Annotated in this window: 6 protein-coding genes and 2 pseudogenes; 5 read left to right on the forward strand and 3 right to left on the reverse strand. The window is 73.2% G+C overall.

Features of this window, described 5'->3' with window-relative positions:
- Positions 1-403 (reverse strand): annotated as a pseudogene (locus ACFSL4_RS10290) (DNA helicase RecD); the annotation flags it as partial.
- Complete coding sequence (locus tag ACFSL4_RS10295) at positions 400-1,383, reverse strand: aldo/keto reductase (protein ID WP_381080861.1); 984 nt, start codon at positions 1,381-1,383, stop codon at positions 400-402. The gene ACFSL4_RS10295 and the pseudogene ACFSL4_RS10290, both read right to left, overlap by 4 nt.
- A gap of 159 nt (positions 1,384-1,542) precedes the next feature.
- On the opposite strand from ACFSL4_RS10295, the gene ACFSL4_RS10300 reads away from it, so the two are divergent.
- On the forward strand, positions 1,543-2,598 hold the full coding sequence (locus tag ACFSL4_RS10300; protein WP_381080863.1) for an LLM class F420-dependent oxidoreductase: 1,056 nt from the start codon (positions 1,543-1,545) through the stop codon (positions 2,596-2,598).
- A 212-nt stretch (positions 2,599-2,810) separates the two neighbouring features.
- The gene (locus ACFSL4_RS10305) at positions 2,811-3,599 is read left to right on the forward strand and encodes a ferritin-like domain-containing protein (RefSeq protein WP_381080865.1); all 789 of its coding nucleotides are present in this window, start codon (positions 2,811-2,813) and stop codon (positions 3,597-3,599) included.
- Between the two features lie 40 nt (positions 3,600-3,639).
- On the opposite strand, the pseudogene ACFSL4_RS37685 reads toward ACFSL4_RS10305, so the two are convergent.
- Positions 3,640-3,969 (reverse strand): annotated as a pseudogene (locus ACFSL4_RS37685) (CorA family divalent cation transporter); the annotation flags it as partial.
- A 295-nt stretch (positions 3,970-4,264) separates the two neighbouring features.
- Between ACFSL4_RS37685 and ACFSL4_RS10315 the strand changes: the two are divergent.
- From ACFSL4_RS10315 to ACFSL4_RS10325, 3 genes are all read left to right on the forward strand, one after another.
- Positions 4,265-4,951, forward strand: coding sequence for a histidine phosphatase family protein (locus ACFSL4_RS10315; protein WP_381080867.1), 687 nt, complete (start codon positions 4,265-4,267; stop codon positions 4,949-4,951).
- 108 nt (positions 4,952-5,059) lie between these two features.
- Positions 5,060-5,650 (forward strand): DUF3090 domain-containing protein, encoded by a 591-nt coding sequence (locus ACFSL4_RS10320; protein WP_381080869.1) that lies wholly within the window; start codon positions 5,060-5,062, stop codon positions 5,648-5,650.
- Positions 5,614-6,432 carry an SCO1664 family protein gene (locus tag ACFSL4_RS10325; RefSeq protein ID WP_381080871.1) on the forward strand — a complete coding sequence of 273 codons (819 nt, stop codon included), beginning with the start codon at positions 5,614-5,616 and terminating at the stop codon, positions 6,430-6,432. Before ACFSL4_RS10320 ends, ACFSL4_RS10325 begins: the two co-directional genes overlap by 37 nt.
- Positions 6,433-6,577 lie beyond the last annotated feature (145 nt).

Genomic DNA, 6,577 nt, shown 5'->3' on the forward strand with positions numbered 1-6,577 from the left:
AGGCGCTCGCCGCCGGCTTCTGTCCGCTCTCCACGGCCCGTACGGCCGCGAGCAGGTCGGCGGCCTTCCCGCTGAGCTTCCCGCCGGCCGCGATCGGCCCCTTCTTCTCCGCCTTGCGCCGCTCGATCCGCTCCCGCTCAAGCCGCTGGGCGGCCAGCTCGGCCTCGGCCTCGGACAGCTGGGGCGAGACGGTCGTACCGCCGTCCCCGGCCCCCGCCGCCTCGCCGGCGTCCCCGGAGGCGTCCGAGTCCCCGGAGGCGTTCGAGTCGGCGGCGTTCGCGTCCCCGGAGGAGGCCGGCGCATCCCCGCCGCCGCCCCCGGTCCCGCCGCCCCCCGCCCCGGTCCCGTCCTCCGGCCGCTCCGGCCGCGGGGCCGTCTCCGTGGTCTCCGGGTCGGTGGTCACAGCGTGCTCCAGTCGTGATCGGGATAGCGGTGCACCGGGGCCGACACGTCGTCCAGCGCCCGGCAGATCTCGTCAGGAAGACTAAGCGCCTCCACTGACAACGCCGCCGTGAGCTGTTGTGCGTTGCGCGCGCCGACGATCGGCGCGACCACGCCGGGCCGGTCGCGGACCCACGCGAGCGCCACCTGGAGCGGCGTCGCGGCGAGCCCGTCGGCGGCCGTCTGCACCGCGTCGACGATGCTGCTCGCGGTCTCGTCCAGGTAGGGCGCGACGAACGGGGCCAGCTGCTCCGACGCCCCGCGCGAGTCGGCCGGCGTCGCCTGCCGGTACTTGCCGGTCAGCACGCCCCGGCCCAGCGGGGAGGACGGCAGCAGCCCGACCCCCAGGTCCAGGGCCGCAGGCAGCACCTCGCGCTCCACGCCGCGCTGCAGCAGCGAGTACTCCATCTGCGTACTGGCGATGCGGGTCCGTGTGCCAGGCGCCGCCAACTGCCATGTCGCCGCCTTGGCGAGCTGCCAGCCGCAGAAGTTGGACACGCCCGCGTACCGCGCGCGGCCGCTGGCGACCGCCAGGTCGAGGGCCTGCAGCGTCTCCTCCAGCGGGGTGTGCGGGTCGAAGGCGTGGATGTGCCACAGGTCGACGTGGTCCGTGCCCAGGCGGGCCAGGGAGGCGTCCAGCGCGGCGAGCAGGTGGCCGCGTGATCCGTCGAAGCGGCGGTCGGGGTCGGGCACGCTCCCCGCCTTCGTCGAGATGACCAGGTCACGGCGTGGCACCAGCCCGTCCATGAGCCGCCCGAGCAGATATTCGGCCTCCCCGTCCCCGTACACGTCAGCCGTGTCGACGAGGGTGCCGCCCGCCTCCCAGAACACCTTCAACTGGTCCGCGGCGTCATGCTCGTCCGTGTCGCGGCCCCACGTCAGGGTGCCGAGACCGATCCGGGACACACGAAGGCCGGTACGGCCGAGATGCCTCTGCTCCATGAACGCCGACATTACTGGCCGGAACTCGTGGTGGGGGGAGGCTGTGGACAACCGGTCTTCCCAGGCCCACCGCTCGTGGATCCGCTCTCCCCGCCGGGCGGGCCGCCGCGCTAAGGTCAGCGGACAAGGGACGTTACTGATCGGTAAGGGGAATCGGCCATGCAGCTCGGGATCAACCTCGGCTACTGGGGCGCCGGAATGGACACGGACAATCTGGCCGTGGCCCAGGAGGCCGACCGGCTCGGGTACGCGGTGTGCTGGGCCGCGGAGGCGTACGGCTCCGACGCGGCGACCGTGCTGGCCTGGGTCGCCGCCCAGACGGAACGCATCGACGTCGGCTCGGCCATCTTCCAGATCCCGGCCCGTCAGCCCGCGATGACCGCGATGACCGCCGCCACCCTCGACTCGCTCTCCGGCGGCCGCTTCCGCCTCGGCCTCGGCGTCTCCGGACCGCAGGTCTCCGAGGGCTGGTACGGCGTCAAGTTCGACAAGCCCCTGGCGCGGACCCGCGAGTACGTCGAGATCGTGCGGAAGGCGATGACGCGCGAGCGGCTGACGTACGACGGCGAGCACTGGACCCTTCCCCTGCCCGGCGGCCCGGGCAAGCCGATCAAGCTGACCGTGCACCCCCAGCGCGAGCACATCCCGCTCTACATCGCCGCGATCGGCCCGAAGAACCTGGAGCAGACCGGCGAGATCGCCGACGGCGCCCTGCTCATCTTCCCCGCGGCCGAGCACCTGGAGGAGACCGCGATCCGGCATCTGCGCGCCGGCCGCGAGAAGGCCGGCAAGACCCTCGACGGCTTCGATGTGTGCCCCACGCTCCCGCTCGCGCTCGGCGAGGACAAGGACGTCGCCGCGCTCGCCGACACCTTCCGCCCCTACACCGCCCTGTACGTCGGCGGCATGGGCAGCCGCAAGCAGAACTTCTACAACCAGCTCGCCCAGCGGATGGGCTACGAGCAGGCGGCCGCCGAGATCCAGGACAAGTACCTGTCCGGCGACAAGCAGGGCGCCGCGGCCGCGGTCCCCCAGGAGCTGATCGACCGGACCACCCTGCTGGGCTCCGTGGACCGCATCGCCGACCGGATGAAGGCCTACGCGGCGGCCGGCGTCACCACCCTGACGCTGGCACCCGCCGGCTTCACCCTGGAGGAGCGGATCACCGCGCTCCGGGCCGGGACCGAGGCCCTGGAGCGGGCCGGGCTGGCCTGACCGGACGGAGAGTCTTCACGGCCGTGGTGGGGGCTCGGGAGTCTTCCCCGCCACGGCCGTCACCGGGAACAACGCGCCGGCGCGCCGCGGGTTACGCGGCGGCCCGGCCCGCCGCGTCCTCCGTCCGGCGCAGCCGCCGGGCCTTCCTGTTGCCGCCTCCCTGCCCCCGCATTTGACTCGTTCTTTGCGGACCCTGCAGAGAGGTGCCAGTGATGCTTTCGGCCAAGAGCGTGTTCCAGGAGATCTTCGACAACGACGAGTCGTTCCGGCTCTTCTGTTCCATCGCCGCCAGCGGCGAGGCACAGGGCGGCTGGGAGAACGCACGCATCGCCGCGCTCGTGCCGGCCGCCGAACGCGACCTCGCCCCCAAGATCGCCCGGCATGGGGCCGACGAGGCCAAACACGGGCGGCTCTTCAACGCCCTGATGAGCAAGCGCGGTCTGGGCCCCGTCGAGGTGCCCCCCGAGACCGATTACACGATGCTCCTGGAGAAGCACGGCATCGGGCTGGCCCACGAGAAGCTGCGGGGCGACCGGCCGCTGACCGTGCACGACATCGTCACCTACCTCGCCCACAGCAGGGTCACCGAACAGCGCGCCGCCGAACAGATGCGGCTGCTGCGCAGGAACTTCGGCGCTCACCCGGACGTGGGACGGGTGGTCAGGATGATCTCGGACGACGAGGACAACCACCTCGCCTACTGCCACGAGGAACTGCTGCGCCTCGCGCGCGCCGGACACGGCCGCGCCGTCCAGCGGACCCTGCGGGAGTGCGCTTTGGCCGAGATCCGCGTCCACCGGGACGTCGGCCTCGCGGTGACGGCCCGCATGGGGCGCATCCTGCGCTGGCCGAGGGCCAAGACGGCGCTGCTGGCAGCCGGCATCCACGCGCTGTACGCGTACGAGCGTGCCGGCGGCTGGCGCCGCATGGTCTCGCTGAGGACGCCGGAACGGCGCGACGCCCTGGGCGGCCACGCGACCACCGCGTCGGACGCCGCATAGCCGCCGGCGGGCGGCACGCGCGCGCGGCGCGTCACGGCGGTCACCGTCCGCCCGGACGGTGCGGCGCGCGCTCCCAGAGCCAGCCCCACCGCTTGAACAGCCGGTGCAGCAGGACCTCCAGCGCCCCCATCGCCAAGATCACCGCCGGGTACGCCCAGGCCCAGCTCAGCTCCGGCATGTGGTCGAAGTTCATGCCGTAGATCCCCGCGATCATCGTGGGGACCTCGGCCGTCGCCGCCCACGCCGAGATCTTCCGCGTGTCGTCGTTCTGCCGGACGCTCATCTGCGCCAGATGCGCCGCGAGGATGTCGGACCCCAGCCGGTCCAGGCCCTCCACGGACTCGTTCACCCGGGTCAGGTGGTCGCTGAGGGCGTCCTCGACGGCCAGCGGATGCAGCCCGAACTCCTCGGTGACCATGTCGGACTCGTTCGCCGTCGGCTCGTAGAGGCCGATCCACAAGAACGCGTCCTCCGCGCCGCGCGCCTCCTCCAGGGCGTCGGAGGGGTCCTCGGGCCCCCGGTCCGGCGGCCGTCGCGGTAGATGGCGCGGTCGCTGATCACGACAGGTATTCTCCGGTCCCGCGCGACACGGGCGCACCGAGGGGGTCCCTCATGCGTCCGTTCGCCCTGCCCGGGGCGCGGGGCGTCCCTCTAGGCTGGGCGGCATGCCCACGTTGATCCTCGTCCGGCACGGACGCTCCACCGCCAACACCGCGGGACTGCTCGCCGGCTGGACCCCCGGCGTCGCCCTCGACGAGCGCGGCGCGGCCCAGGCCGCGGCCCTGCCGGGGCGCCTGGCCGAGGTGCCCCTCGCCGAGGTGGTCACCAGCCCCCTGCAGCGCTGCCGGGAGACCGTGCAGCCGCTGCTGGACGCCCGGCCCGGACTGCGCGCCCACGCCGATGAGCGGATCGGTGAGTGCCACTACGGCGACTGGTCCGGCCGCAAGCTCGCGGAGTTGAAGGACGAGCCCCTGATGGAGGTGGTGCAGGCGTACCCGTCGGCGGCCGCGTTCCCCGGCGGCGAGTCGATGCGGGCCATGCAGACCCGGGCCGCGGAGGCGGTGCGGGAGTGGAACGCGCGCGTGGAACGCGATCACGGCCCCGACGCCGTGTACCTCATGTGCTCCCACGGCGACATCATCAAGTCCCTCGTCGCGGACGCTCTCGGACTTCATCTCGACCTCTTCCAGCGGATCTCCGTCGAACCGTGTTCCATTACGGCGATCCGCTACACCCGGCTGCGGCCGTTTCTGGTTCGCCTCGGTGACACCGGCGATTTCGCGTCCCTCGTGCCGCGTGAGGAACCCCCCGGTTCCGACGCCACGGTCGGCGGCGGCGCGGGCGCACCGTGATCGTCGGCCGCAGTAGGGTGAAGCGGTCGAACCAGCGCAGTAGTTGTCAGCAACCCAGGCGGACCGGCGCGGTCGCCGGTCCCGATCCCGATCCAATGGAGACAGGACGTGTCCCGTCAGGTGTTCCTCTATGACCCCCCGGACCGCTTCGTGGCCGGCACGGTCGGGCTGCCCGGGCGCCGTACCTTCTTCCTGCAGGCGTCGGCCGGACCCCGGGTGACGAGTGTGGCCCTGGAGAAGACCCAGGTCGCGGCGCTCGCCGAGCGCATGGACGAGCTTCTCGACGAGGTCGTACGCCGTAGCGGCGGCAGTGCGGCCGTCCCCGCGATGGCCCCCACGGAGATCTCCGACTCGGCCCCCCTGGACACCCCCATCGAGGAAGAGTTCCGCGTCGGCACCATGGCCCTGGCCTGGGACGGCGAGGAACAGCGCATGATCGTCGAGGCCCAGGCCCTCGTGGAACTGGACGCCGACTCCGAGGAGGACCTCGCCGAGGCCGAGGAGCGGCTGCTGCAGGACGAGGAGAACGGTCCCCCGATGCTCCGGGTCCGGCTCACCGGCGCCCAGGCGAGGGCCTTCGCCAAGCGCGCACTCGACGTCGTCAACGCCGGCCGGCCGCCTTGCCCGCTGTGCAGCCTCCCGCTCGACCCGGAAGGACACGTATGTCCGCGCCAGAACGGATACCGCCGCGGGGCCTGACCACGGCCGAACTGCTCGCCGAGGGCGAACTGACCGTGCGCGGACGCATCCGTGAGGCGTCCAACGCCGCGCTGTACTGCACGGTCGCCTACGACGGCCGGGAGGCGGCCTGCGTCTACAAGCCCGTGGCCGGGGAGCGGCCCCTGTGGGACTTCCCGGACGGCACGCTGGCCCAGCGCGAGGTCGCCGCGTACGCGGTGTCCGAGGCGACCGGCTGGGGCCTCGTGCCGCCCACCGTGCTGCGCGACGGGCCGTACGGGCAGGGCATGTGCCAGCTGTGGATCGAGGGGCGGCCCGAAGCCGAACTGCTCGCCCTCGTGGACGGCGACGAGCCGGGGGAGGGCTGGAAGGCGATCGGCCTCGCCGACGTCGGCGGCGGCAGGACCGCGCTGCTCGTGCACGCCGACGACGAGCGGCTGCGCCGGCTCGCCGTCCTCGACGCGGTCATCAACAACGCCGACCGCAAGGGCGGCCATCTGCTGTCCGACGGTGAGGGACGGCTGCACGGAATCGACCACGGGGTCACCTTCAGCACCGAGAACAAGCTGCGCACCCTGCTGTGGGGCTGGGCAGGGGAGCCCCTGACCCGCGAGGCGACCGAGGTGCTGGGCGCCTTGAAGGCCGGGCTGGGGGCCGGCGGGGCGCTGGCCGGCCGGCTGGCCGAGCTGATCACGGCCGCGGAGGTCGCCGCCACGCTCGCCCGGGTGGAGGCGCTGCTGGCGTCCGGGAAGCATCCGGAGCCCGGCGGGGAGTGGCCGGCGATCCCCTGGCCGCCGGTGTGACCTGAGACCACGGTCCGACACTGCCACGGCCGGGGCACGGCGGTCCGGGCGTGGTGCGCTGTGCGCGCCCGCGGTTCGGGGGCGGCGGGAGCGGTGGGCGTGCGCCCTCGCGGTCGGGCGGTGGTCGCGGTTCGGGCGCGGGGGT

The sequence above is a fragment of the Streptomyces caeni genome (assembly GCF_042678285.1).
Taxonomy (GTDB): Bacteria; Actinomycetota; Actinomycetes; order Streptomycetales; family Streptomycetaceae; genus Streptomyces; species Streptomyces caeni.

Excerpts from the sequence above, each read along its gene's own strand:
- ACFSL4_RS10295 (WP_381080861.1), bottom strand. The coding sequence starts at position 1,383 with ATGGAGCAGAGGCATCTCGGCCGTACCGGCCTTCGTGTGTCCCGGATC.
- ACFSL4_RS10300 (WP_381080863.1), top strand. The coding sequence starts at position 1,543 with ATGCAGCTCGGGATCAACCTCGGCTACTGGGGCGCCGGAATGGACACG.
- ACFSL4_RS10305 (WP_381080865.1), top strand. The coding sequence starts at position 2,811 with ATGCTTTCGGCCAAGAGCGTGTTCCAGGAGATCTTCGACAACGACGAG.
- ACFSL4_RS10315 (WP_381080867.1), top strand. The coding sequence starts at position 4,265 with ATGCCCACGTTGATCCTCGTCCGGCACGGACGCTCCACCGCCAACACC.
- ACFSL4_RS10325 (WP_381080871.1), top strand. The coding sequence starts at position 5,614 with ATGTCCGCGCCAGAACGGATACCGCCGCGGGGCCTGACCACGGCCGAA.